This is a genomic window from Halogranum roseipondis, assembly GCF_059695585.1.
This window is the reverse complement of the sequence record NZ_JBUEED010000006.1, coordinates 109562-135020: the sequence shown is the minus strand read 5'-3', so window position 1 is coordinate 135020 and position 25459 is coordinate 109562. Positions and strand designations below refer to the sequence as shown.

Below are 25459 nucleotides of genomic sequence, written 5' to 3'. Positions count from 1 at the left end.
CTGCGGTCGACGCGGTTGCAACGTTTACGCGGGGCGTAGCGTCACACAGGAACCGACGGAAACGGCCCGTGACACCGCTTAGTCGGCCGATAATAAAGCCACTCTCTCTTCTCTACTCTGGTGATGCGACGACTGGGCCACAAGGGCGCTCCGACAGTCACGCCGGCCGACAGACCGGACGGGACGCACGTCCGTCGGAGCGAACAGATGGAGGGAGCCAGATGAGTATTCCGATCGCCGACCCCGAGGTGGGAGACGCCGAACTGAAGGGAGTCGTCGACGTCCTCGAGTCCGGCCAGCTCGCCGCGGGCGACGCCGTCGAGGAGTTCGAGAACCGCTTCGCCGACTACGCTGGCGCGGAGCACGCCGTCGCCACGACGAACGGCACCACCGCGCTGCACGCGGCGCTGACCGCGGCAGGCGTCGACGAGGGCGACACCGTCGTCACGACGCCCTTCTCGTTCGTCGCGACGGCGAACACGATCAGATTCGCGGGCGCTGAGCCCGCCTTCGCCGACGTCGACCCCGAGACGTTCAACCTCGACCCGCACGCGGTCGAAGAGCTGATCCGCGAGCGCGACGGCGACGTCGACGCCATCATGCCGGTCCACCTCTACGGCCTGTCGGCCGAGATGGACCACCTGCGCGAGATCGCCGCCGAGTACGACGTCCCGCTCGTCGAGGACGCCGCACAGGCACACGGCGCGGGCTACCACGACGAGACCGCCGGCTCGATGGGCGACGTCGCCTGCTTCTCGTTCTACCCGACGAAGAACATGACGACCGGCGAGGGCGGGATGATCACGACGAACGACGAGGACGTCGCCGACGCCGCGCGACAGTTCATCAACCACGGTCGGAGTCAGTCCGGCTACGAACACGTCGAGGTCGGCCACAACTTCCGGATGACGAACCTCTGTGCCGCCATCGGCGTCGCACAGATGGACCGCATCCGCGAGTTCAACGAGGCCCGCCGCGAACACGCGGCGTTCCTCACCGACGGGCTCGCGGACACCGCGGCCGTCACCCCGACGGAGCCGGAGGGACTGCGTCACGTCTACCACCAGTACACGATCCGGGTGGGCAACCGCGAGGAACTCGTCGAGCAGCTCGACGACCACGGCGTCGGCAGCGGCGTCTACTACCCCAACCCGATCCACGAACTCGAGGCGTACGACGACTACTCGGGACCGACCGACCTCGACGTCGCCGAAACCGTCGCCGAGCAGGCGCTCTCGCTGCCGGTCCACCCGAACCTGACGCAGGAGGACCTCGAGACCATCGTCGACGTGATGCACGAGATCGACGTCGAGCCGGTCGACGAACTCGCCCGCAGAGAGGAGGTAACCCATGTCTAACTCAGAGACAGTCAAAGCCGGAGTGATCGGCGTCGGCAGTATGGGACAGAACCACGTCCGCATCTACCGGGACCTGCCGGGCGTCGAACTGGTCGGTGTCTACGACGCCGCGATGGAGCGCGCCGAGGAGGTCGCCGACGACTTCGACACGCGAGCGCTCACGATGGACGAACTGCTCGAGGAGGCCGACGCGGTCTCCATCGCCGTCCCGACGCAGTACCACTTCGACGCCGCCCGCGAATGTATCGACGCGGGCGTCAACGTGCTCGTCGAGAAGCCGTTCGTCGAGGACCCCCAGAAGGGCCAGACGCTCATCGACTTCGCCGAGGAGCGCGACGTCGTACTACAGGTGGGCCACGTCGAGCGGTTCAACCCGGCGGTCCGCACCCTGATGGACCTCGTCGACGACCTCGACGTCATCGCGGTGACGGCCGAGCGACTCGGCCCGCCGCTGGACCGCGAGATCGACGACAGCGCCGTGATGGATCTGATGATCCACGACATCGACATCGTGCTCGCCATCGTCGGCGAGGAGGTCCGCTCGGTCAACGCCGTCGGCACCCAGGAGGGTGCCTACGGTGCCGCCAACCTCCAGTTCGACGACGGGACGGTCGCCGAACTGACCGCGAGTCGCGTCACCCAAGAGAAGGTCCGACAGCTGACCATCTCGGCCGCCGAGGCGCGCGTGAAGGTCGACTACATCGACCAGAGCATCGAGATCCACCGCCAGTCGGCACCCGAGTACGTCGAGGACGGCGACGTCCGCTACCGACACGAGAACGTCGTCGAGAAGCTCACCGTCGACCAGGGCGAACCCCTGAAAAAGGAACTCGCGGCCTTCACCGACGCGGTGCGCACCGGCTCCGAACCGGTCGTCTCCGGCGCGGACGGCCTCCGCGCACTCGAGGTCACTCGCGAACTCGACGAACTCGCGGCGGACGAACCGGCGACGCGGACCGAACACACCCCGGTCACGCAGGACGACTGACCCCCCAGATCGGCCCAGTCTACTTTTCGTGGCGGCTGTTTTCGAAGTAATCACACCCAACTACGCCGTCGTCGGCAGACTGAGACGGCGACGCGCCGGTCCTGTCAGCTCGCGATAGTGGCGAGAGACGTTTTGGGTTAGTATACAAACAAGAGCGCCTTAACCGGTCGTTTTGGCCGTTCTCGATATCTATGAGTGTATTGAACAGTCGCGCTCATTTACACCACCAGAAAGCGGAAGTCGGGGTATGGAACAGAAACGGCGGACGTTCCTCTGGTCCCTCTCGGCTGCCGCGGCGGGGCTGGCCGGATGCATCGGACAGTCCACCGAACCGGCACAGACGCCGACGGAGACGGGAACGCCCTCCCACACGCCGACCGACACCGAGACGACGACACCGGAGCCGCAGTTCGTCCACAGCGGTGACACCATTCCTCCGTGGCCGACGGAGACGCCCGGCGTCCTCCCGCTGGTCGCCGGTCCGAGCCCCGAGGCCGACAACCCCGTGTTGACCGCCGCCGACGTCACCGACTACGGCGACGTCGACTACGTCGCCGACCCGTTCATGTTCGTCGAGGAGGGCGAGTGGCACATGTTCTTCGAGATCGTCAACCACGACCGGCGACCGGACGCTCCCATCGGACACGCCACCAGCGACGACGGGCTGGAGTGGGAGTACGACCAGGTCGTCCTCCAGAAGGACGAACACACCTCGTTCCCGCTGATCTGGAAGTACGACGGCGAGTACTACATGTGTCCGCCGACGGGCAAGCGGGTCGAACTGTGGAAGGCCGACGAGTTCCCCACCGACTGGTCGAAGGTCGGCGACGCCATCGACGTCGACTACTACTCGCACGACCCGGTGTTCTTCCGCTACGACGGCCGCTGGTGGCTCGCGACCGACAAGGACAACGACAAGGTGATGCTCTACCACTCGACGGAGCTCGAGGCGACCGACTGGACGCCCCACGAGAACAACCCGGTGGTGACGGGACGTCGAGAGGCGGCCCGACAGGGCGGTCGACCGCTCGTCGTCGACAGCGAGATCTACTTCTTCTTCCAGGATCTCGAGGACCAGTACGGCGACAAGACCCGCGCCTACCGCGTGACCGACCTCACGACGAGCAGCTACGCCGACGAGGAGGTCGCCTCCTCGCCGGTGCTCTCGGAGTTCGGCGTCGGCTGGAACGCGACGACGATGCACACGTTCGACCCGTGGTCGCTCGGCGACGGGGAGGGGTGGCGGTGTGCGGTCGACGGGACGGCGTCGAAGGAAGACTACAGCATCGGTATCTACGACGTCCCCACCGTCGACCCGACGCCCGCCCCCGGCGACGTCGTCGACGAGTACGGCGTGACCGCGTGGTACGACTTCAGCCACGGCCTCGACGGCGTCGTCTTCGACCGCTGCGGGTCGCGTCACGGGACGATCCGCGGGACGTCGGCGACGACGGACACGACGCTGGGTGCGGGCCGGGCGTTCGCCGGCACCGACGAGGACCGCGTGCTCATCCCCCACGAGTTCCCCGAACTCCTCAAGCGTCGCTCGTTCACGCTCCTGCTGTCGGTCGCGCCGGGCGACGGCGAGGACGCCCGCGTGCTCGACTACGGCAAGCGAGACAAGACGCGGGGGATGCGAGTCGACGTCCGCGACGGCGAGTGGGCGGTGACCGTCGACAGCGGGAGAGCCGAGAGCACCGTCAGGGGTGGCGACGCGACGACGCCGACCACGCTCGCGGTCGTCCGCGACGGCGGGTACACGGTGTACGCCGACGGGGAGATGCTGGAGTCGATCGACAGCGTCGGCACGTTCCACTTCAACAACTCCTATACGGTGTTCGGTGGGGCGATGACCGGCGGCGAGAACTTCACGGGGTCGGTCCACAGCTACTGGCTGCTCGACGACGTGCTCACCGCCGCCGAACTCGGGGCGTTCGCCGACGCCGTCCGCGAGTGACCGACCGGGTCGGCGGCGCCTCGTCGACAAGGAAACAGCTAACAGCGTGGACGCCGCCGTTGTTCTCGAAGCAGATGGAACGGGCACAACGGCTTGCGGAGTTGCTGCAGCGAGAGATCGGAGACGGGTTGCGGGCGGTCGTCCACTACTCGACCGACACGGAACTGTTTCAGGACTCGGGGACGTACGAACTCGTCTACCTGCGGGGCGACGAGACGGTTCCGACAGCGCAGACAGAGTTGGAGACGGTGATGGAGGCGACGGGGATGGAGTCGCTCGGACGCACCATCCGTCACCAACACGAGGACCACGACACGCTGAACTTCGTGGTGAAGAACTACGATACGGTCACGGAGACGTTCTTCTTCCTCAGCGCGTGTGAGGGCGTCGCGGTGTCGCTGGAGCCGTCGGTGTTCATCTCGAAGAACCCCCTGATGGACGACTGTCTGGCCGCGCTGGAGCTCTGAGCGCAGTCCGTCGAGTGGGATGTCAACGAGAGCCACTCAGCGTGGAGAAATCCGGTTTTCAGCGGCGTTTATCACCCTAACGCACGCCTAAGCGCGGCCTTACTCCGCCCATAATAAAACGCCTTTGAGGACACAGAGACAGTGAGAGCAACCCAGAGATGACCCGCAAACTCCTCGTCGGGCTGGCACTTCTCGGCATCACCCTGGCGGCGCTCGGCGTCGCCGCCCGGAGGGTCGCCGCGCCAGCGGACGACGACACGGACACCACCGACGACCGAATCGACTTCGAGACGGCCACCGCCAGCGTGGAGGGCTGAGATGGGCTGGTACCACGCCGGCGACTGCTGCGAGATCGACGACGGCGCGACGGTCGGCTACATGCACGGCGACGACGTGTCGCCGACGACGCTGGGCGACCGAGCGCGCATCCGAGAGGGGACGATCGTCTACGCCGACGTCGACGTCGGCGACGACTTCGTCACCGGTCACAACGCCCTCGTCCGCGAGGACACCACCATCGGCGACGAGGTCGTCGTCGGCACCGAGACGGTCATCGACGGAACCTGCGAGATCGGCTCGAACGTCAGCCTGCAGACGGGCGTCTACATCCCGACGCACACCACCGTCGGCTCGAACGTCTTCATCGGGCCGAAGGCGACGCTGACGAACGACCCCTACCCGGTCCGACAAGACGTCGAGATGCAGGGGCCGACCATCGAGGACGGCGTCTCCATCGGCGCGAACGCGACCATCCTCCCCGGCGTCACCATCGGCGAGGGCGCGTTCGTCGCCGCCGGCTCCACAGTGACGGAGGACGTGCCGCCGGAGACGCTCGCGGTCGGCTCCCCCGCCGAACACCGCCCCCTCCCCGACGAACTCGACACGGAGAACGAACTCGCATGAGTGAGGCAGTCAACACAGGGACCCCCCTGTACGGCAGTGATGCATCGACGGACGACCAACAGACGGCGTTCACGAACGGCGAGGTACCCGTCGCCGTCTACGGCCTCGGCAAGATGGGCCTCCCGCTGGCGAGCGTCTACGCCGAGGTGACGGGCAACGTCACCGGCGCGGACGTCGACCCCGACGTCGTCGCCGGACTCAACGCCGGCGAGAACCACATCGCGGGCGAGCCGGGACTCGACGAACTCGTCGACGAACTCGTCTCTCACGACGCCTTCCGGGCGGTCTCGGACCCGAAAGAGGCCGCCACGGACGCCCGCGTCCACGTCGTCATCGTCCCGACGCTCATCGACGACGACGGCGCACCCGACCTCTCTATCGTCGAGTCGGTGATGCGCGACATCGCCAGCGGACTGGAGGAGGGCGACATGGTGATCGCCGAGTCGACGCTGCCGCCGCGCTCCTGCGTCGACCGCCTGCTGCCCATCTTAGAGGAGGAGTCCGGACTCGAACTGGGCGAGTTCGGCCTCGCGTTCTGCCCGGAACGAACGGCGAGCGGGCGCGCGCTGGAAGACATCCGCGGCGCCTACCCGAAGATCGTCGGCGGCGCCGACGAGGAGAGCACGCGGGTCGCGGAACTCATCTACAGCCACATCAACTCGAACGACATCCTCACCGTCTCCGACACGACGACGGCGGAGGCGGTCAAGGTGTTCGAGGGCGTCTACCGCGACGTCAACATCGGCCTCGCCAACGAACTGGCGAAGCACACCGAGGCGTTCGACATCGACGTGACGGAGGCCATCGAGGCGGCCAACACTCAGCCGTTCTGTGAGATTCACACGCCGGGTGCGGGCGTCGGCGGTCACTGTATCCCGTACTACCCGCGGTTCATCATGAAGGAGTTCGACACGGAGACGCCCGTCATGCGGGCCGCCCGCGACACGAACGACGAGATGCCGCGCTACACCGCCGACCACGCCCTCGACGGGCTGCACGCCGAGGGCGTCGACCCCGCCGAGTCGACGGCGCTCGTGCTCGGACTCACGTACCGACCCGGCGTCGACGAGATCCGCGCGACCCCCGCGCTGCCGCTCGTCGAGCGACTGATCGAGGAGGGCGTCGACGTCGACGCGGTCGACCCGGTCAACACTCACACCGACCCGTTCGAGTCGGCCGGCGCGAACCTGGTCGAGATGGACGAAATCGCCGAGACGTACGACGCGGTCGTGCTCGTGACGCCGCAGGAGGCGTTCGACGACCTCGATCTCACGAGTCTCGCACCGAACGACGGACGGCTGGTCGTCGTGGACGGCCGTCAGTCGCTGACCGAACTACGTGGCCACGACGCGATCCACTACCGAGGAGTTGGTATCAATGTCTGAAGCAACGACGGAAGCACGCGACACGAGAGCCGAGAGCAAACGAATCTGTGTGGTCGGGCAGGGCTACGTGGGCCTGCCGCTGGCGGTCGCCTTCGACGGAGAGGGCCACGAGGTCACCGGATTCGACATCGACGAGGACAAGATCGCCGCGCTCGACGACGGCGTCGACACGACCGAAGGCGACCTCGGAGACGACACCATCGCCGAGAGCGACGTCGAGTTCACGACCGACGCCGTGAAGATCGCGGAGGCCGACTACGTCATCGTCACCGTGCCGACGCCGGTCGACGAGATGAACAACCCGAACCTCGACTTCATCAAGGCCGCCGCCCGCACGGTCGGGGAGAACCTGACCGAGGACACCACGGTCGTCCTCGAGTCGACCGTCTACCCTGGCGTCACCCGCGACGTGCTCGGACCGATCATCGAGGAGGAGTCGGGGCTCACGCTGGACGAGGAGTTCTACCTGGGCTACTCGCCGGAACGGCTCGCACCGGGGACCGACCGGACGCTCCAGGAGGTCGTGAAGATCGTCAGCGGCTCGACCGACGAGGTGCTCGCCGACCTCGCGGAGCTGTACGGCTCCGTCGTCGACGCGGGCATCCACGAGGCGCCCAACCTCGAGACAGCCGAGGCGGCGAAGGTGACCGAGAACGTCCAGCGCGACCTCAACATCGCGCTGATGAACGAGCTCTCGATCATCTGTGACCACCTCGACATCGACACCAACGACGTGCTCGAGGCGGCGGGGACGAAGTGGAACTTCCACGACTACCACCCCGGGCTCGTCGGCGGCCACTGCATCCCGGTGGACCCGAACTACCTCGCCCACGGCTCCGAGCGGAAGGGGTACCAGCCGAAGCTGATCCTGCAGGCCCGCGAGGTCAACGAGTACATGCCGAAGCACACCGCCGAGTTGACGCTGAAGGCGCTCAACGACCAGAAGAAGGTGCTCTCCGACGCCCGCCTGCTCGTGCTCGGTCTCGCCTACAAGCCGAACGTCGGCGACATCCGCACCTCCGAGGTGCGCGGCGTCATCAGCGAACTGCAGGAGTACGGCGTCGAGCTCGTCGGCTACGACCCGCGAGCGGACGACGAGGCCAGCGCGGAGTACTTCGGCATCGAGATGGCCGACGAGATGGACTTCAACGGCTACGACGGGATCATCCTCGCCACGCCGCACGACGAGTTCGCCGACCTCGACGTCGAAGGCATCTCCGCCGACCTCAACGACCGGCCGGTGCTCATCGACGTCGAGAACACGGTGGACGAAGAGGTGGCGACGGCGGCCGGTTTCGCCTACGACAACCTGTAAGCCGACCGTGATTCAGGAGGAGCCCACGATGATTCAGGACGGACGCACGTCGAGTCGGCGCGGACACGCCACGGAGACAGGAGCATGAAGTACGTCATCACCATCCAGCATCCGGCACACGTCCACTTCTTCAAGCACGCCATCGAGGAGTTGGAGGACGAGGGCCACGAGGTGTACGTGTTCGCCCGCGACAAGGAGGTCGCCGTCGACCTGCTGGACGCCTACGAGATCGACCACGAGGTGCTGCTCGACGGACAGGGCAGCGGCGTGCTCGGCGGCGTCGGCGGGATGGCGACCTCGCAGCTACAGTACGAGTACAAACTGCTGAAGCGGGCCCGTGAGCTTCGGCCAGACGTGATGGCCGCCATCGGCGGCACCGCGGTGGCGCACGTCGCCGCGCTCGTCGGCGCGCGCAGCGTCGTCTTCACCGACACCGAGCACGCCCCGGCGAACAAGATCACGTTCCCCGTCGCCGACGAGGTGTGGACGCCCGAGTGCTTCCACGACGACGCCGGGAGCAGCCAGCGGGAGTACGCGGGCTACCACGAACTGGCCTACCTCCACCCCGACCGGTTCGACCCGGACCCGAGCGTGCTGGAAGAGCTCGGCGTCGACCCCGAGGAGAAGCTGGTCGTGCTCCGACTCGTCTCGTGGGACGCCTCTCACGACGTCGGCGAGGCCGGCTTCGACGACATCGGCGACGTGGTCGAGCAGTTGGAGGCGACGGGCGCGCAGGTGATCATCACGTCGGAGGCCTCTCTCCCCGGGGAGTTGGAGGACCGCCGCGCCACCGTCGCGCCGCACCGCATCCACCACGTCCTGGCGTACGCCGACCTCTTCGTCGGCGAGGGAGCGACGATGGCCGTCGAGAGCGCGGTGCTGGGCACACCCGCCGTCTACGTCAACACGCTGCGGATGGGGTACACCGACGAGATCGAGGCCCGCTACGGGCTGCTCTACAACTGTCAGGGGGCGTACCGCCACGCCAACGCGCTCGAGACGGCCGTCGCCATCCTCGACGGCGAGGAGGGCGACGACTGGGACGCCCGCCGCGAGCGCCTGCTCGACGAGAAGAACGACGTCACCGAGACGGTGCTGGACGCACTCCGATGAGTCCGGAATCGGAGCCGACGGCGACAGCCGACGAGGAGACCGACGGCGTCGACCTCCGCGTGCTGCAACTGACGACCTCCGAGCGGTCGTTCTTCCGGAAGCAGGTCGAGGTGCTCGAGGAGCGCGGCGTCGAGTGCGTGACGGTCGTCGTCCCGCGTGCGGGCGAGGGTCGCGGGCCGCGAGAGTATCTCGCCTTCTACCTGCAGACGCTCGGCCGGAGTTTGGAGGAGTTCGACCTCGTCCACGCCAACTACGGGCTGACCGCACCGATGGCGCTGGCACAGCCGGTGCGTCCGATCGTCCTCTCGCTTTGGGGGTCGGACGTGCTGGGTCCGTCGTGGCTCGCGACGCTCAGCGAGCTCTGTGGCGAACGGTTCGACGCCGTCGTCTCGCCGTCGAAACCGCTGTCCGAGGAGCTGTCGGTGCCGCACCACCGCATCCCGTACGGGGTCGACACCGACCTGTTCCGCCCCATCGACCGGACGGAGGCACGCGAGCGCGTCGGCTGGCCAGTCGGCGAGGAGATCGCGCTGTTCCCCTACGACACCGAGCGGCCGGTGAAAGATTACGCACGCGCCGAGCGCGTCGCCGACGAGGCCGGGGTCGACCTGCGGACGGTGTCGGGCGTCGACTACGAGGAGATGCCGTACTACTTCAACGCGGCCGACGCACTGCTCGTCACCTCCGAGTACGAGAGCGGGCCGATGGTCGTCCGCGAGGCGGCCGCCTGTAACGTCCCCGTCGTCTCGACGCCCGTCGGGTTCGCCCCCGACGTGCTCGACGGCGTGACGAACTCGGTCGTCACCGACGACGACGCCGCGTTGGCCGCCGGACTGGCCGACGTCGTCGCCGGCGATGCCCGCTCGGACGGCCGCGAAGTGGTCGACGGGTTGTCGCTCGACGAGATGGGCGACCGCCTGCTCGACGTCTATCAATCCGTCGTATAAGGCCCTGTGACGCGCTGTCGGTGACGAGACGTCCGGATTCAACCTGTTTTGGGGTTCTGAACGCCCCCCTGGTTACCTCGGTTCGACAGATTCTCGTCTCTCCCAAACTGTTTGGGAGAGACGTTGATGGAGAAAACGTCCGTCTACTGAAACGAGAACAGTGATGAGTACGGCAGAGACAGTCGAGACGGGGACGGAGCATCGAGACGAGACCGACGACGAACCGGCGGTTGCCGACCTGTCGAAAGACGACCTGTTTCACATCCTGCAGAACCAGCGTCGTCGCCGCGTGCTGAAGTACCTCCAGGCGACCGACGAGGAGCGCGTCGACATGCGCGACGTCGCCGAGCAGGTCGCCGCGTGGGAGCACGACACGACCGTCCAGCAGCTCACCTCCAACGAACGGCAGCGCGTCTACATCGCGCTCTACCAGTCGCACCTGCCGAAGCTCGACGAGAAGGGGATCGTCGAGTACAACCAGAGCCGCGGTGTCGTCGAACGGACCGCTCTCGCAGACCGGTTCGAACACTATCTTGACGTCGGTTCCCAGGCGGATACCGAGAGCGACTCCGACGAGGCGGTCGCCGCCTCGGCAGCGTCAGTCGTCGAACCGACGGCCGACTCGACGCGCTACTACAGCAGTGCGACGGCAGTCGGCGTCGCACTCACCGCCGCGTCGTGGGTCGGCGTCGCGCCGACGGCGTTGTCGAGCTACCTCGCGACCTTCATCACTGGGATGTTCCTCTTCGTCACGGTGGGACTCACCTACCGGAACCGCATCTGAGAGGCGTTACCGTCGCCAACCGGGAGACCAGCGACGCCCGGCGAACCACGGGGTTCGATTCTCGTGGTGCACATCGATGCGAGTCGAGGACGACCCTCTGAGCTACCGCCGGACGTACTGGCCGGGACGACCTGTTCTGTGACCGGAGTGCGCGAGAGAGCCACAGCGACGCCGGTGGGTCGACCGACGCCGATCTGCTCGCCCGCGAGTGCGGCAGATCGGAGGACGTCGTCCGATCGTTGTGCCGATCTGACGCCATATCAACTGTTGTCACGACACACGCACCGCGCTACTGTCTCGCTAAATTGACTTACCAGCTCAGTAATCTAAATGGTCGTCAGGAGTGGCTGCTCCCCGCCTCGCGAGACCGCCGAGCCACCGACGGCGGGAGCGCCGGGTCGTCGACTCAGGAGAACGACGACGTTCACGCGACGGGAGTATCGAGACGGATACCGGTCCGCGGACCTCACCGACCGCTCGGGCGAGGGACGGTGACCGCCGACCGAGGAGTAAGTTCTTGTTATCTTAGTAACAGATACGAGGTGGCCGCGACGTCTCCGACTCACCGACTCGAATCGGCGGGAGTGCCGAATTCGGCTGTCCGAGGCCGTTTACCCCTGTCCTAAGCGCGATACGGCCCGAAATTCGGTGTGTGAGCGGATAGTCGCAACTGGGGCCGTTGTCGACGATTGCATCCTCACCGACACCTAAACGCGACGGCGAAAATCGGCGTATGGAGGGCTCAGACTGTTAGCCCACGTATAATAATGGGCCTTACAGCCAAAGCAGCAGTCACAGAGCCGCGTCATCTCCCGCACCGGGAGTGCGCGGGAGGAGACACACACAACATGAACCGACCGGGCACGTTCGACCGGAACCACGGTGGTTGGACCGCGCAGAAAACTGACCGCAGCACGGAGGGAGCCTACTGATGTGTGGGATCATCGCGTGCGTCGGTTCGGACGACGCAGTCGGTGAGCTGCTCACCGGCCTCGAGAACCTGGAGTATCGCGGCTACGACTCGGCTGGGATCGCCGTCCAGAACGGCAGCGGGATCGCCGTCCGGAAGAAAGCCGGCAAGATCAGCGAGCTCAAGGAGACCATCGCGAGCGACGTGCCGAACGGCAGCGTCGGCATCGGCCACACCCGCTGGAGCACCCACGGGCCGCCGACCGACGACAACGCCCACCCGCACACGAGTCAGACCGACGAGGTCGTCGTCGTCCACAACGGCATCGTCGAGAACTACGAGTCCATCCGCCGGCAGCTGGAGGCCGAGGGCTACGAGTTCCAGAGCGAGACCGACACGGAGGTCATCCCGCATCTCGTCGAGCACCACCTCGACCGCGGGATGGACGTGGAGGAAGCGTTCAAGACCGCCGTCGACGAGCTCGACGGCAGCTACGCGGTCGCGCTGATGGTCGACGGCGAGGACAAGGTGTACGCCGCGCGGCAGGACTCGCCGCTCGTCGTCGGCGTCGACGACGACCGCTTCTATCTCGCGAGCGACGTCCCCGCGTTCCTCGACTTCACCGACGAGGTCATGTACATCCAGAACGGCGACTTCGCGGAGGTCACACCCGAGAACCTCGTCCTCACGGACCGCGAGGGGAACGTCGTCGAGCGCGACGTCGAAGAGGTCGAGTGGAACGCCGAGGAGACCGGCAAGGGTCAGTACGACCACTACATGCTCAAGGAGATCAACGAGCAGGCCGACTCCCTCTCGAACACGCTCGGTGGCCGTATCACCGACGACGGCGACGTCGACCTCGAAGAGTTCCCGCCGGGGACGTTCGACGACGTCGACCACGTCGAGTTCATCGCGTGTGGGACCTCCTATCACGCCGCACTCTACGGGGCACAGCAGCTCCAGCGGACTGGGATCCGCGCGACGGCGACCATCGCCAGCGAGTACGACACGGCGACGGTGACCGAGAACACGCTCACCATCGCGGTCACGCAGAGCGGTGAGACCGCAGACACCATCTCGGCGCTCCGCGCCGCACAGGACGCCGGCGCCGAGACCGTCGCAGTGACGAACGTCGTCGGGTCGAGCGCCGCCCGCGAGGCCGACCACGCGCTGTACATCCGCGCCGGCCCCGAGATCGGCGTCGCCGCGACCAAGACGTTCTCCTCGCAGGTCGCGACGCTGACGCTGCTCGCACACCGACTCTCCCAGGACCTCGAGCAGGGGACGCCGCGTGAGGACAACGAGGAGTTCTTCACCGAACTCCAGAAGCTCCCCGAGTACATCGACGAGGTGCTCGAGACGTCGACGGCCGAGGCGGTCGGCGAGAAGTATCTCGACAAAGACTCGTACTTCTTCATCGGCCGAGACAACGAGTACCCCGTCGCACTCGAGGGCGCACTGAAGTTCAAGGAGATCACCTACGAGCACGCAGAAGGGTTCGCCTCGGGCGAATTGAAACACGGACCGCTCGCGCTCGTGACGCCGAAGTCGGTCGTGTTCTCGATGTTCACGGGCGAGAACGGCGAGAAGACGCGGAAGAACGCCGAGGAGGCGCACACCCGCGGCGCCGACATCGTCGCCGTCACCGACGACGCCGACAGCGTCCACGAGTTCGCCGACACGGTGCTCCACATTCCGGAGACGCACCCCGACATCGCTGGGCTCCTCGCGAACGTCCAACTCCAGCTCGTCTCCTACTACACCGCCGACCTGCTCGACCGCGAGATCGACAAGCCGCGCAACCTCGCGAAGAGCGTAACGGTGGAATAGCGCATCGACATACCTCTCGTGACATCATCGACGATGCAGAACGAACTGTTCGGCGTCTTCGGCGAGCGAGCCGACTTCGAGCGCTTCTGTAACCCGGCACGCTTCAACGCGGTCGTCGAGACCAAGCAGGCGACCATCGGCGTCCGTGATCTCGGCTACGGGCTCCCGGGCCGGACCGTCGCACACGACGGCGAGGCGGGGACCTGCGTCATCTGGGGCGAGGTCGTCTCGGAGACCGGCGTCTCGCCGGCCAAGGAGCTGTTGGCCCGGTACGCCGAGGTCGGCGACGACGCGTTCGACGCTCTGAACGGTTCGTATCTCGCCTACGTGGAACGCGGCGGCGACGCCCAACTCGTCACCGACGCGATCCGCTCGTGGGAGTGTTACTTCACCGACGCACCGGGTGTTCGCGTGTTCGGGACCGACGCGGCGAACGTCGCACAGGCGGTGCCGAACGCGTCGCTCGACAAACAGGCACTCACCGAGGTGACACACTTCGGCGTCGCCTTCGACGAGGCGACGGTGTTCGACGAACTCCACCGAGTGCCGTTCGACGGCTATCTCACCCCCGAGACGACGGGCGAGCTGTCGCGGTTCGTCTACGACCCGCAGCCCCCGGAGACGTTCGACTACGCGACGGAGTTGGCCGAGCGACTGGAGCGGGCCATCCAGCGACGGATCGACCTCCCCGGACGGAAGGGGATGCTCCTCAGCGCCGGCTACGACTCGCGTGCGATCCTCTCACAGCACCCGAACCTCGACGTCGGCTACACGCTCGGCACCCCCGACTCCGACGAGGTGAAGGTCGCAAAACGGCTCGCCGGTCAGTACGGGATCGACCACGAGACGCTCGAGGTGACCGAACGCTATCTCGACGTCCGCCCGGAGGTCATCCAGTACTCACAGGGGATCCGCGAGTCGCTGCACATCCACCACCGTGGCAACAACGACGAGATCGAGGTCGACACCGTCTACCACGGGATGCTGTTCGACACGCTGTTCCGTGGGTTCTTCCTCCCGGGCAAGGGACTCGAGCTGTTCGACCGGACGTTCCCGCTGCAGGGGTTGGAGCCGGAACCGGACGTCTCACAGCACTTCGCCGAGAAACTGGGATTCCTCGGCAGCGACGTCGACCTCCCCGACTGGGGGGTGCTCGACAGTCGTTCGGCGGACGAGTTCGCCCGCGACGTCATCGAACCCCGCTACGAGGCGTGTTTCGACCGCGCGGACGACCCACACAACGCGATCGACCTGCTCGGGGTCAAACAGAAGCCGACGCTCCCGTTCCGCGGTCATCTCGCGGACCACTACGTCGAGAGCTTCGTCGCCGTCGACCGCGAACTGCTCGACTGGCACCTGAAGACGCCGCCGGAACGCCGCAACACCCAGACGTTCCTGCAAGCGCTCCGGAAACTCGACCCCGACATCCTGCGTCACCAGCCGCCGGACAGACCGCACCACTCGTTCCGGATGAACCAGATCGAGAAGTTCCTCCGCGAGAAACTCCCCGGCGTCCGGGCCTTCGAGAACCCGTGGCCGGACCGAAAGGAACTGTACGAGCGGAACAACCTCGATCAGAAACTGTTCCCCGGCTACGAGGAGGTCCACGGCCTGCCGCCGCGAGTGAAACTCCGGATGAACGACCTGACGACGTGGATCGAGTTCGCGACGGGCGAGTCGCGCTGTACACCGGACCAACTGCTGCGCCCACCGTCGACCTCGACGTGAGTCAGCTTCCACCGCCCGTCACCGAACGCACCATCACGACTCAGTTCTGATTCGACTCTATGACAACCACACCAGCAGACCGACTCAGCCTCGTCGACGTCGACACCGACGACGGTGACAGCATCGACGACTCGCCCGAGCGACGCCTGTTCTTCGCCGGCGACTGCATCTACCGGAGCGACTTCGCCGACGACCCCATCGGTGACGGCCTCCGCGAGCGCATCGCGGCGGCCGACCACGCGCTCGTCAATCTGGAGGCACCGATCCCCGGCGACGGCGACCCGATCGCGAAGGCGGGGCCGGCGAAGGCGTCGGATCCGACCGCACCACGACTGCTCGCGGACGCCGGCTTCGACGTCGCCTGTCTCGCCAACAACCACATCATGGACTACGGCGAGGGCGGGTTGACCGCGACGCTCGACGCCTGCGACGCCGTCGGCCTGCAGACCGTCGGCGCGGGAGAGAACCAGCACGCGGCGCTCGATCCGTTGACCGTCACCGTCGGAGAGACGTCGGTGGCGGTGGTGAACGTCTGTGAACGGGAGTTCGGCGTCGCCGAACGCGACACGCCGGGGACGGCGTGGGCCTCCCACCGCAGCACCGAGCGTCGGATCGCCGAGGCGAACGCCGACGCCGACGTCGTGGTCGTCGTCGCCCACGGCGGCGTGGAGTTCACCCCGCTGCCGCCCCAGCAGCGACAGGCGCAGCTCCGCGGGTTCGTCGACGCCGGCGCGGACGCGGTCGTCGGCCACCACCCCCACGTCGCACAGGGGTGGGAAGTGTACGAGGACAGTCCCATCTACTACAGTCTCGGCAACTTCCTGTTCGACCAGTCGAACCGCCCGAACACGAAGTGGGGGCTCTGCGTCGAACTGACGCTCCGGGGCGACACGGTCACCGGCGTCGACCTGCTCCCGACGGAACTGGTCGACGGCGTCGTCGACGAGATGGGTCGCGACCGCGACGTCGACGAGCACCTCGACTACCTGCACCGCGTCTCGGAGCTCACGGCCGACCGCGAACGCCTGCACGCCTACTGGCAGGAGATCGCCCTCCGCCTGTTCGAACAGCGGTACAGCAACTGGCTCCGCGCCGGCACCGCCTCCGGTCCGCTCCAACTGCTCAAGGACCCCAAGGCGGCGCTCGGCGACGACGTGTGGGACGCCGAGGAGCGGCGGACCGAACTGCTGACCCTGTTGAACGTCGTCCGCAACGAGTCACACCGCGACGCCATCGAGACGGCGCTCGCCGTGCAGACCGGCGACGTCCGGGACCGTCGGACCCCGGAGATCCGACGCGACGTCCGCGAGCTGTTCGCCTGGACCGAGGACCAACAGCTGTACGACCTGCCGTCGTCGAAACAGCGAACGGTGAAGGCGGTGCTCGGGCAGTTTCGGTAGTCGGTGAGAGTTTTTAGAGGTCGGTCGGGATTCGCAACAGGCGAGGTGAATCGTATGCAGAATAGCGAAGACAAGCGACTCATCAGATCTCGCGCGCTACGACTCTCGGCACAGCATCTGGTGTTTAGTGAGATAGAGATAACCGCTCCTGAACCATCTCGGCAACTGACTCGAACCGCTTCACACCCGACAATACTTCGACTGTCTGTTCAAGACTCACGTCAAGTTCGCACAACCACAAGTTCCCGCCATTCCGTCCCTTGTTCTCTTGGTGGATTTGAATGATACCATGCAGATTGAGGTCAGAGAGCCGATCACGCATCCGCCGCTGCACTAACGGGTCGACCTCAAGTTCTTTGCAGACGTGTTGGTACTCTCTATACAGGGCTCGCGTCCGTGCCGGAGTTTCTTCGTCTGCCTCCAAGAGTGCGACCGCGCACAACGTTAGGTGGTCGTGAGTGGTGAGATTCCGCATTCCCTTACTGATGAACTCTTGTTCGATCTCGTCCTCGGCGTTGCGAACATGACGACCCTCGACTACGGATGTACCCTCGGAATCAGCAAGTGACGCTGCCTTAGCGAGATATTTGATTGCGAGACGCGCCGAACCACTCTCCTGCGCAGAGAACGCCGCACAAAGGGGGATGACGTCGTCACCAAGTACATCGTCTCGAAGTGCAATGTCGGCCCGTCGACGGAGAATCTGCCGGAGTTGGTTCGCATCGTACGGCGCGAACTCAATTTCCTCGTCACAGAGCGAGTCCTTGACCTTCGGAGACAGGTTGTCCCGGAACGCGAAGTCGTTGCTAATACCAATGACCGACAGACGCACACCATCGTCAAGATGACCGTTGTATCTTGCACGAGGAAATTCGTACAGAAGCGAATCGTCAGTTCCGATGGAATCTATCTCGTCGAGGACCACGATAATGACTTCACCGATGTCGTTGAGTTCTGCGTAGATTTTGTCATAGAGAGTCTGCAGATCGTATCCACGAGGAACTTGCGCGCCAGGTCCACGCAGGGTCTTGAGCAAGTGAGCAGCGACGTGGTACGACCCCGAGAGATTGTTGCACGAGAGTTTGACTGGCGTGATCGAGAGGTCGTCTCGACTGTCTGCATGTTCCTCTAACTGCTGAAGTTTAACATCGACAGCGGCTGTCTTCCCCTGGCCAGTCTTGCCGTAGATGAACGCATTGAGTGGCGATTGACCGCGTGCCGCCGGTTCAAGTAGTGAATGTATCTGCGACAACTCAGTCTCTCGCTCCGGAAGTTCGTCGGGAGTCCAGTCTCGTCTGAGCGCGTCATCCTCGACGAACAGTGAATCTGTAGCGTCGGCGAACGAATCCATTGTCAGAACACTCTGACAGAGATAATATAAACCCCCTGTCTCGAGAGTCTCGTGCGTCTCGTGAAAGAAGGGAGAGAGGGGGGTTGTCCTGAGAAATCACACACGAACCTACCCTGGTAGCTGGTTCGTGTATGGGGTGAGGGGGGGGTTGTCTCGAGAAACCATGTACGCGACGTGAGCTCACCATATAGAAACGACACCAGAGAGATCTCGAATACGAGTCTTCGTCTCTCTTCGCACTAGTTATAGTTAGGAAACGTTTGAAATCTGATTTTAAATTTGCTGGTACCGGCAACGATAAACAGGAAATCGAACGTCAAGGCGTACATTCCAGAGGAGTCTTCTCGAGACAACCCCCCTCCCCCTCTCAGAGCAGATTCCCTGGTGAAGGGTCTTCGTGTTTCCACGATATGCTTTTGCAGACACCGAAGTTACGTTTTGACTTGATGTGGCAACGAACGACCGGTTTTGGCTCAGAAGAGATCGTCTCTCGTTACCTCACGCCGCGTCGTCCTCGTCAAACGGCGACTCGGCGCTCTGCGGCACCCGATCGGCCAGCGTGACGAGGTTCTCGCGGCCGATGGTAATCTTCCGAATCTTCCCTTCGTCTTCCATGCTGGAGAGCAGTCGACTGACCTTCGACTTCGACCACTCCGTCGAGTTGTTGATCTCGCTCTGTCGGAGTCGGCCGTCGGCCTCGTAGAGCAGTTTCAACACCTCGTCCTCGTCGGTGAGTGGGTTCGAGAGATCGAACGGGAGTCCGTCGTCCGCCGCCTCTGTGTCGGTTGCGTCCGTCGAACCGTCGCCGGCGGAAGCAGTAGGGGTGGCAGGCCCGACGGGTTCGGCGGACGCTGGCGACGACGGGGTCGTCGACCCGTCGCTCGTCGAGACGTCCGAACCGTTGGTAGCCGCGTCGGTGGCGGTCAGCGTCGCCACGCGGGAGACGACGTCGCGCTCGGCGACCCAGGTGCGGACGTCCTCGGAACCGAACACGCGGAAGAAGCCCAGGACCCCGACGACGAGGAAACCGAGTCCGGCGAGCAGGACGAGGGGCGTGGTCGGGTCGTTCGGGTCGGTGCCGAGTTCGACCTCCGTCGAGTCGGAGAGGAAGTCGCCGTCGGTGTCGGCCTTCGAGGCGTTCGTCCCGTGTTCGACTTCCTGGGTGTCGTTGAGATCGTCGCCGTCGCTGTCGGCCTCGCTGTCGTTGGGGGCCGTCCCTTGCACTATCTCCCGGTCGTCGCGGAGGCCGTCGCCGTCCGTGTCCGGGTTCGTCGGGTCGGTTTTGTGCCGTCGCACCTCCTCGCCGTCGGGGAGACCGTCGCCGTCCGTGTCGGTCCCCTTCGGGTCGGTTTCGAATTCGTTTATCTCCTCGCCGTCGGTGAGTCCGTCGCCGTCCGTGTCCGGGTCCGTCGGCTCCGTCCCGATCTGTAGCTCCCGACTGTCCAGAAGACCGTCGCCGTCGCTGTCGTTGTCGGTCGGGTCGGTTCCGTAGTCCTGTACCTCGGGGCCGTCTTGTAAGCCGTCGTCGTCAGTGTCGGTGCCGTTCATCTCGGTCCCGTGTCGAACCTCCGCCCGGTTCTTCAGGCCGTCGTCGTCGAAGTCGCCGTCCTTCGTGATGACGTGGACGGTGACCGAACGGTTGGTCGTCGCGCTGCTGCTGTTGAACGACTCGGACGCAGAGACGTTCAGTTGCGTCTCTCCGGCGAGTGCGGTGTCAGAGACGTTCTCGATCGCGAACGACACCGACGTGGTCGTCCCCGGATCGACCGACTGGGACTGGCACGACAGCCGTTCCGATCCGTTTTCGCTCTGTGCCTCGAGACAGAACTGATACACGCCACCCGTGTCCGTGGCGAACGAGGTGTTGACCGAGAACGGTTCGGACTGCCAGAGATACGTCTCGTTGGCGCCCGTCTGGACGACGGCGTCGCCCTCGACGGTGACCGCACCGAGCTGGGCGGTGGCGGCAGCGACGGGGGCCGCAACGAGGCTTACAATGAGGACTAACGCGGTGAGTACCGCGGCGCGTGTACGGATGTGCATGGGTCGGGTCGGGACGGAACGGCTTGTCCGCTGTTCGTGTTCACAGAATTATGTCCTCCCACGTAGAGTTCACGGTTATGACCAGCGGGTCGACCGCGAACCTACTAAATCGGGGTGCGTACCGCGGATGGCGTTACCGAATCGACTGTGACAGCGAACGGGGAAGTCTGAGTGTCAAGAACGAACAGAGACACAGGACCACGCCAGCCACCGCGAGGTCCGGAATCCCGGCGAACATCGACACGTCGAGTGCGGTGAGCGCCGACAGCAGCGCCGCGACTGCGACGCCGCCGATCGCCATCCACTCCGACGCGCCGGACTGCCGGCCCTCCCGTGCCGGCGTCGACTCGTCGTCTGCCTCCGACTCCTCTTGTTCCTCCGTCGAGTTATCGGTCTCGAGGTACGGATCGAGCTGGTTCGCCAACGGCGTTCGCTCGACGAAGCCACGCTGCTGGTTGTACTCGATGATCCCCTCGTCGTCGAGCTTCGGCAGGTGACACTGGTAGAGCGAGATGTACGCTCGCTGACGCTGGTTGGACGTGAGCTGCTGGACGGTCGTGTCGTGCTCCCACGCGGCGACCTGTTCGGCGACGTCGCGCATGTCCACGACGCCCTCGGTCCCTTGCAAGTACCGGAGGGCGTATCGTCGCCGCTGGTTCTGTAGGATGTGGAACAGTTTGTCCTTCGAGAGCGGTTCGAACTGCGCCACGTCGCCGCTTGCCTCGGCGGACGCGGGGGATGCACGGGTCGACTGCGTTGCGTTCATCGCTGGTCAAGCGGAATAACGGATTGATAATAAACCGGGCCGACACTCCCGACCGTTGCACACCGTTGCAACGGCTGATTTCTGGCGTCTGAGCGTCCGACACGCGTCCGACGAAATCGGTTTCGAACCGTTTAAACAGGTCGTAGACCGTTCGTGACGGCCAGATTCCCAAGATAAGTGAAATGTTTTGCGACGTGCTCACACACGTCGTGTGAGCGGATCATGCTTCGGTCGTAGACGTGTCATCTGACACACTTGTCGACGTCGCAGTGGTGGACTCTGCGGTCGACGTGTCAGTCGTCGTACTCGACGTCGTCGTATTTGACGTCGTCGTACTCGACGTCGGCGTCTCGGTCGACGACGTCGGAGTCGAGGTGGCGGTCGGCGTCGAAGTCTCATTTGAAGTCCGTGTCGACGTCTGCGTCGTCTCGGTTCGTGTCGACGTCTCGGTGGTCTGTGAGGTGGCCGGCGTCGCCGTCGGCGTCTCTGATGGTGTCGGCGTCGGCGTCCCGGATGGTGTCGGCGTCGGCGACTCCGTCGACGAGTTCTCCGTTGTCGTCTCCGTCGATGAGCCGTCCGTTGTCGTCTCCGTCGGTGAGTTCGTCGTCTCCGTCGGCGAGTTCGTCGTCTCCGTCGGTGAGTTCGTCGTCTCCGTTGGCGAGTTCGTCGTCTCCGTCGGTGAGTTCGTCGTCTCCGTCGGCGAGTTCGTCGTCTCCGTCGGTGAGTTCGTCGTCTCTGTCGGTGAGTCCGTCGTCGTCGTCTCTGTCGGCGAATCCGTTTGCGAGTCCGTCGGCGAATCCGTTTGCGAGTCCGTCGGCGAATCCGTTTGCGAATCCGTCGGTGAGTCCGTCGTGTCGTCGGCGTTGCCGCCGTCGGTGTTACTACTCTCATCACCGCTATCGCCGTCAGTACCGTCTGCGTTCCCGTCATTACCGTCGTCGTTCTCGCTGTCGTCGTCACTCTCGTCGCCGCCGAACAGCCCGTCGTCGCCGAACAACCCGCCGCCGCCGTCGTCGGTCTCCGTCTCGGTCTCGGTCGCCGTCGGCGAGGGAGTCGCCTCGTCCGTGCTGTCGTCGGTGTTCGTCCCCCCGTCTTCCGTGGGCGTCGCCGTCGGACTGTCGGTCAGCGACCCGTTCTGGGTCGGCGTCGTCGAGGTGACGTTCCCGCCCGGCGTCGCCGGACTGTCGTCGTCACCTCCCAGACCGGGGATTCCGGGGACGCCTGCGACGAAACTGATACCGATGGCGAAGAAGACGATGCCGACGACCGGAAGCGCGACGCTGAAGATCGACTGCGAGTTGATGCCACCCAGCGACCCGCTCCCGTCGAGTCGTCGCTCGACCGCCCGCGCCTTCGAGGCGAACGGTTCGGGGAGCGACCCGAGGAGACTCAACAACTCGCCGGTGGGAAGCGACCCGGTGACGATCGCCGTCGCCACGTAGACGACGAACCCCACCGGCGGGACGACGAGCAGCGCGACGAACGAGTTGTCGATGAGGAGCGTGAGTCCGATGATCGGAATGCCGGCGACGAGACCCGTCGTGATGAGGCGGGGGAACCGAACGTCCGCGAAGGGGTCGTAGCCGAACCGTCGACCCACCCACACCTGGAAGATCGGAAGCGACCCGTAACCGATACTCGTCGCGATGGCCGCTCCCTGCGTCCCGAGTTCGGGCACCGGGCCCAGACCGGGGATGAGAAGCACGTTCAGCACGAGGTTGATGCCGGCCGCCGCGCCCGTCGCGGCGATGAGCGATCGCATGTCGCCTTTCGCGTGGTTGATAGAGAGCAGCGGTCGCGCCATCGCGAAGCCGAGCGTTCCCGGCAGCAACAGCAGGATGGCGGTGACGACCGTCTCGGGGGTCTCGACGCTCGGGTAGTACAGCGGCACGAAGTCGCCCGCGAGTGCGCCCATCCCCAGCGCGAGCAGCATCGTGATGAGCAGGGCGTACCGCGTCGACTTGGCGGCGATCTCCTGGATCTGCTCTATCTTCCCTTCGACCCAGAGGTTCGACGTCGACTGGATCATCACCGACTGGATCGACCGCGGGATGACCCAGAGGAACTCCACCAACACCAGCGCCATCTTGTACAACCCCGCCTCCGTCGAGCCGATGAACGACTGGACGAAGATGACGTCGATGTGGTACATCGACGTGAGCAGGAAGACGTAGACGATGGTGAGATGGTTGAAGTGGAACATCTCCTTCCGGGGGAAGTCGTCCGGAAGCGGCTTCAGCACGTACGAGAGGCGGATCTCCTTCGCGATGAAGAAGAGCCCGACGCTGAACACGAGCATGCTCGCCGTGATGAGTCCGAACAGCACGCCGACGACGCCGAAGTCGAGTGCGGCGAGCGTGACGGCGACGACACCGAACGAGATCTTCTCGATGACGCGGAGCGGTTCGCCGATGTGCTCGAACTTCAGCCCCATCAGCGCGCGACGGACGTACTCGCGGAACTGCGAGGCGACGACGAGAAACGCGAGGAGGTAGAAGTACGTCGAGATGTTGCTGTCGGAGTTCAGGAGACTCGACAGTACGCCGGTGTAAGCGCCGAGCGCGAGACTGACGGCTGCGAGCGCGGCCAGCCCGGCAGCGAGCCGGAAGTAGTACGCGAAGACGTGATCTTTCCAGTGGTCGTCGTCGCGCTCCTCGGAGATGTACTTGCGAACCCCGCTGTTGATACCCGAGCTGACGAGGATCATCAGCAGGTTGAAGACGGCCATCACGGAGCCGTACTGACCGAACTCGCCGGTCGTGAGGAAGTAGACCAGCGCCGGCGAGATGACGGCCGAGGCGATGATGACCAGTATTCGCGAGCCGGCGATCGAGGCGAACGCGGTGACGAGACTCCGTGACACGGGCTGTAGTTTAGTGGTGGATCAGGTGTTCGGGAAGTGGTACTGTGCGGTGGAAACGGGGGGCTTACCGGTCTTCCATCACCGACTCGCCGGGTTTCGTCGTCGCGTCGAGCGAGAGCTTCGTCCCGGGGTTGAGGCTGGTGTTGATCGCGGTCTTGGCGCGCGGGCCGGCGACGACGCCGAACTTCCGCCGCCCGGTCGAGGTGTACTCACCTTTGACCATCAGGTGGACGTCCTCGTCGTCGTGGCGCAGGTTGGCGACGTTCGTGCCAGCCCCGAAGTTGACGTGTGGGCCGAGGACGCTGTCGCCGACGTACGAGAGATGCGAGACGTGCGCGTCCTCCATGAGGACGCTGTTCTTCACCTCGACGCTGTGGCCGACTCTCGCGTCCTTGCCGACGACCGTCGCCCCGCGAACGTAGGCGTTCGGGCCGACCTTCGCTCCCTCACGGATGAGCGCCGGTCCTTCCACGACGACGCCCGGTTCGACCGTCGCCCCCTCCTCGACGACGACGTCGCCACGGAGGTCCGCACCCTCGGCGACGTCGCCGCGGAGGTCACGCTCGAGATCCGAGAGCAGGATCTCGTTTGCTTCGAGCAGTTCCCACGGGCGGCCGACGTCGAGCCAGCGGTCGACCTCGACGGGCGTCACGGTGAACTCGTCGATGACGCGTTCGAGGACGTCGGTGATCTCGTGTTCGCCACGCTCGCTCGCGGGGACGTCGAGATACTCGCGTGCCTCGGCGGGGAAGACGTACGCCCCGGCGTTGGCCATCGTCGTCGGCGGGTCGTCCGGTTTCTCGACGATGTCGGTGACGACCGAGCCGCCGTCGTCCGTCGAGAGCACGCCGTAGCTCGTCGGGTCGTCGACGGTGTACGCGGCGACGCTGGGTGCGGCGTCGAAGAGCTTCGAGACGCTCTCGGCGTCGAAGATGTTGTCGCCGTTCATCACGGCGAACTCGCCGTCGAGGTACTCGCGTGCCTCGTTGACGGCGTCGGCAGTCCCGACCTGCTCGTCCTGTTCGACGTAGGCGACGGGGAGACCGCGGTACTCCTCGCCGAAGTACTCGCGGACGTGGTCGCCGAGATAGCCGACGACGAAGACGAGTTCGTCCGCGCCCGCTTCGACGGCGGTGTCTGCGACGTGGGCGACGATGGGGCGGTCCGCTACCGGGAGCATCGGTTTCGGCGTCGTCTCCGACAACGGGCGGATTCGGGTCCCCTGGCCAGCGGCTAAGATGACTGCCTGCATGTCTTGCTGACTGCGGCTACTCACTAAGCGCCCATTATTATGAGCCGGTTAAGAGAGCGAGTCACGAGATCGGGTCACAAAGTGCACTGGGCCGGCGCT

At 65.2% G+C, this 25459-nt stretch carries 19 protein-coding genes; 14 read left to right on the top strand and 5 right to left on the bottom strand.

The window, feature by feature from the left end:
- Positions 1-221: 221 nt before the first annotated feature.
- The 14 genes from EOHIBHHM_RS21920 to EOHIBHHM_RS21855 all read left to right on the top strand — a co-directional run bounded on the left by EOHIBHHM_RS21920 (position 222) and on the right by EOHIBHHM_RS21855 (position 17085).
- Entirely contained in the window at positions 222-1358 is a 1137-nt protein-coding gene (locus tag EOHIBHHM_RS21920; RefSeq protein ID WP_497257903.1) for a DegT/DnrJ/EryC1/StrS family aminotransferase, read from the top strand.
- Positions 1351-2346 (top strand): Gfo/Idh/MocA family oxidoreductase, encoded by a 996-nt coding sequence (locus EOHIBHHM_RS21915; RefSeq protein WP_497257901.1) that lies wholly within the window; start codon positions 1351-1353, stop codon positions 2344-2346. The genes EOHIBHHM_RS21920 and EOHIBHHM_RS21915 overlap by 8 nt, the downstream gene beginning before the upstream one ends.
- A 247-nt stretch (positions 2347-2593) precedes the next feature.
- Positions 2594-4303 carry a glucosamine inositolphosphorylceramide transferase family protein gene (locus tag EOHIBHHM_RS21910; protein ID WP_497257899.1) on the top strand — a complete coding sequence of 570 codons (1710 nt, stop codon included), beginning with the start codon at positions 2594-2596 and terminating at the stop codon, positions 4301-4303.
- Positions 4300-4770: a DUF7522 family protein gene (locus EOHIBHHM_RS21905; protein ID WP_497257897.1), complete on the top strand. Its 471-nt coding sequence runs from the start codon at positions 4300-4302 to the stop codon at positions 4768-4770. Before EOHIBHHM_RS21910 ends, EOHIBHHM_RS21905 begins: the two co-directional genes overlap by 4 nt.
- Positions 4771-4928: 158 nt before the next feature.
- Positions 4929-5087, top strand: a complete 159-nt coding sequence (locus EOHIBHHM_RS21900; protein WP_497257895.1) for a hypothetical protein — start codon at positions 4929-4931, stop codon at positions 5085-5087.
- Position 5088: 1 nt separating this feature from the next.
- Complete coding sequence (locus EOHIBHHM_RS21895) at positions 5089-5673, top strand: acyltransferase (protein WP_497257893.1); 585 nt, start codon at positions 5089-5091, stop codon at positions 5671-5673.
- The gene (locus EOHIBHHM_RS21890) at positions 5670-7058 is read left to right on the top strand and encodes a nucleotide sugar dehydrogenase (RefSeq protein ID WP_497257891.1); all 1389 of its coding nucleotides are present in this window, start codon (positions 5670-5672) and stop codon (positions 7056-7058) included. The genes EOHIBHHM_RS21895 and EOHIBHHM_RS21890 overlap by 4 nt, the downstream gene beginning before the upstream one ends.
- Positions 7051-8373 carry a nucleotide sugar dehydrogenase gene (locus EOHIBHHM_RS21885; protein WP_497257889.1) on the top strand — a complete coding sequence of 441 codons (1323 nt, stop codon included), beginning with the start codon at positions 7051-7053 and terminating at the stop codon, positions 8371-8373. The genes EOHIBHHM_RS21890 and EOHIBHHM_RS21885 overlap by 8 nt, the downstream gene beginning before the upstream one ends.
- A gap of 84 nt (positions 8374-8457) precedes the next feature.
- Positions 8458-9486 carry a DUF354 domain-containing protein gene (locus EOHIBHHM_RS21880; protein ID WP_497257887.1) on the top strand — a complete coding sequence of 343 codons (1029 nt, stop codon included), beginning with the start codon at positions 8458-8460 and terminating at the stop codon, positions 9484-9486.
- A complete protein-coding gene (locus EOHIBHHM_RS21875) occupies positions 9483-10433 on the top strand; it encodes a glycosyltransferase (RefSeq protein WP_497257885.1) in 951 nt (316 codons plus the stop codon). The genes EOHIBHHM_RS21880 and EOHIBHHM_RS21875 overlap by 4 nt, the downstream gene beginning before the upstream one ends.
- Before the next feature lie 163 nt (positions 10434-10596).
- Positions 10597-11217: a DUF7344 domain-containing protein gene (locus EOHIBHHM_RS21870; protein WP_497257883.1), complete on the top strand. Its 621-nt coding sequence runs from the start codon at positions 10597-10599 to the stop codon at positions 11215-11217.
- Positions 11218-12148: 931 nt separating this feature from the next.
- Positions 12149-13957, top strand: coding sequence for a glutamine--fructose-6-phosphate transaminase (isomerizing) (gene glmS, locus EOHIBHHM_RS21865; protein WP_497257881.1), 1809 nt, complete (start codon positions 12149-12151; stop codon positions 13955-13957).
- Positions 13958-13975: 18 nt separating this feature from the next.
- Entirely contained in the window at positions 13976-15685 is a 1710-nt protein-coding gene (locus EOHIBHHM_RS21860) for an asparagine synthase-related protein (RefSeq protein WP_497257879.1), read from the top strand.
- Between the two features lie 59 nt (positions 15686-15744).
- On the top strand, positions 15745-17085 hold the full coding sequence (locus EOHIBHHM_RS21855) for a CapA family protein (protein ID WP_497257877.1): 1341 nt from the start codon (positions 15745-15747) through the stop codon (positions 17083-17085).
- Positions 17086-17209: 124 nt separating this feature from the next.
- On the opposite strand, the gene EOHIBHHM_RS21850 is transcribed toward EOHIBHHM_RS21855, so the two are convergent.
- The 5 genes from EOHIBHHM_RS21850 to glmU all read right to left on the bottom strand — a co-directional run bounded on the left by EOHIBHHM_RS21850 (position 17210) and on the right by glmU (position 25360).
- Positions 17210-18436: a Cdc6/Cdc18 family protein gene (locus EOHIBHHM_RS21850; RefSeq protein WP_497257875.1), complete on the bottom strand. Its 1227-nt coding sequence runs from the start codon at positions 18434-18436 to the stop codon at positions 17210-17212.
- 498 nt (positions 18437-18934) lie between these two features.
- The gene (locus EOHIBHHM_RS21845; RefSeq protein ID WP_497257873.1) at positions 18935-20479 is read right to left on the bottom strand and encodes a helix-turn-helix transcriptional regulator; all 1545 of its coding nucleotides are present in this window, start codon (positions 20477-20479) and stop codon (positions 18935-18937) included.
- A 133-nt stretch (positions 20480-20612) separates the two neighbouring features.
- Positions 20613-21245: a DUF7344 domain-containing protein gene (locus EOHIBHHM_RS21840; RefSeq protein ID WP_497257871.1), complete on the bottom strand. Its 633-nt coding sequence runs from the start codon at positions 21243-21245 to the stop codon at positions 20613-20615.
- 220 nt (positions 21246-21465) lie between these two features.
- The gene (locus tag EOHIBHHM_RS21835) at positions 21466-24108 is read right to left on the bottom strand and encodes a lipopolysaccharide biosynthesis protein (RefSeq protein ID WP_497258238.1); all 2643 of its coding nucleotides are present in this window, start codon (positions 24106-24108) and stop codon (positions 21466-21468) included.
- Positions 24109-24172: 64 nt separating this feature from the next.
- Positions 24173-25360, bottom strand: a complete 1188-nt coding sequence (gene glmU, locus EOHIBHHM_RS21830) for a bifunctional sugar-1-phosphate nucleotidylyltransferase/acetyltransferase (RefSeq protein WP_497258242.1) — start codon at positions 25358-25360, stop codon at positions 24173-24175.
- Positions 25361-25459 lie beyond the last annotated feature (99 nt).